This window comes from Vibrio sp. 10N.261.51.A4 (genome assembly GCF_041471945.1).
GTDB classification, from domain to species: Bacteria; Pseudomonadota; Gammaproteobacteria; order Enterobacterales; family Vibrionaceae; genus Vibrio; species Vibrio crassostreae_C.
Genome location: NZ_JBFRPJ010000168.1, coordinates 1 through 1,257, shown reverse-complemented (window position 1 = coordinate 1,257; position 1,257 = coordinate 1). Strand labels below are relative to the sequence as shown.

The window sequence follows — 1,257 nt, the reverse complement described above, 5'->3', positions numbered from 1 at the left end:
GCATACAGCGGGGCGAACTTCTCACTGACTTGGATGACCCACCTAGCCATGGTGGTACGTGATAGCTCGATACCCGACTGGGTAAACAGCGATTCTTGGCGATAAAGTGGCATCGCGTATTGGTATTTTCCAAGAATGATGTTGGTCAGCAAACTTTCTGTGGCGAAGCTTTTAGGGATGAGGCTCTGAGGGGATGGCTTCTGAACGATTCGGCTGCTGTCGCCTGTTTTCTCGCACTGGCGGCAAGCGTACTTAGGACGAACATATTCCAACACTTTGAGTACCGCTGGCGTGAACTCTAGCTTCTCGCTGCGGTCTTCCCCGATTTTATGCAGGCTATGATTGCAGCAAGCGCACTGCTTTTCATGGTCGTCTACATCAAGTTCGATAACCTCACGAGGCAAGGTCTTAGGCAGAGGTTTACGTTTACCGCGCTTTTTCGTTGTGGTCGTGGTTGTCACCTCAACCTCGTCTTCTTTAACGGCTTCACATTCCGCTTCGTTGAAGAGGTCACCTTGTGATTCATCGTAAGGCTTTAATGCCTCCGAGCGTTTCGCGAACTGACGGTCGAAGGCGAGTTTGAGTTGTTCAAGCAGCGATTGGCGCTCTTGTTTCCACTCATTTTTCTCCGACATCAGAGCAGCTACCATCGCTTGTAGCTCGGCAACATCTTGGCTTTCTGGGTCGATATTTGGCGTCTTTTTCATAGCATTGATTATACTAAAATCGTGCCGTTAACGCTTGGAGAATAAGGCTTTATTCTCGATTAACTCATTGTAAAATCGTTTATTTTGATGGGTTCGTGGCCGATAATTGTGAAGCCTGAAAGCAGTCTGTCAAGCTCAAATTGAGTGAGGGTAAACACCTGATTTTTCTCTTTTGAAGGCCACTTATACTTGGCTTTTTCAAGGCGTTTATACCAGAGGGCGAAGCCTGTTTTATCCCAGTACAACACTTTAATCTTATCGCGCTGTTTATTGGTAAACAGGAACAGCGCACCGCTGCCAAGAGGCAAGTCAGTATCATTTTCGATAATCGCTGCAAGGCCGTTGATGGACTTTCTAAAATCGACGCTTTCACGATAAAGGTAAATGTCTGAAGCGCTGAGCATACCTTTCATGACAACGCTCCAATGAGTTCAGCAAGATAGGTGGCTGGCGTGCCTTGAGGAATGCTCAGCTCCACATCATTGATGAGAAGTGTCATGTTCGTCGTAGCTATCTGGGCCTGATACTTGGTTGTCTTTTCAACGATTTC

The 1,257-nt window shown here is 47.1% G+C and carries 2 protein-coding genes and 1 pseudogene; all 3 read right to left on the bottom strand.

Annotated features, from left to right (window positions below; translation table 11 throughout):
- Positions 1-707: IS66 family transposase zinc-finger binding domain-containing protein (locus AB4384_RS23540; protein ID WP_372130196.1), on the bottom strand; the 707-nt coding region annotated here is incomplete at its 3' end.
- Between the two features lie 59 nt (positions 708-766).
- Positions 767-1,120 (bottom strand): IS66 family insertion sequence element accessory protein TnpB, encoded by a 354-nt coding sequence (gene tnpB, locus AB4384_RS23535; RefSeq protein ID WP_017062948.1) that lies wholly within the window; start codon positions 1,118-1,120, stop codon positions 767-769.
- A pseudogene (locus AB4384_RS23530) lies at positions 1,117-1,257 on the bottom strand (IS66 family insertion sequence element accessory protein TnpB); the annotation flags it as partial. The gene tnpB and the pseudogene AB4384_RS23530, both read right to left, overlap by 4 nt.

What these genes read in the sequence shown, in the direction of transcription:
- tnpB (WP_017062948.1), bottom strand. Translation starts at nt 1,120, where the DNA reads ATGAAAGGTATGCTCAGCGCTTCAGACATTTACCTTTATCGTGAAAGC.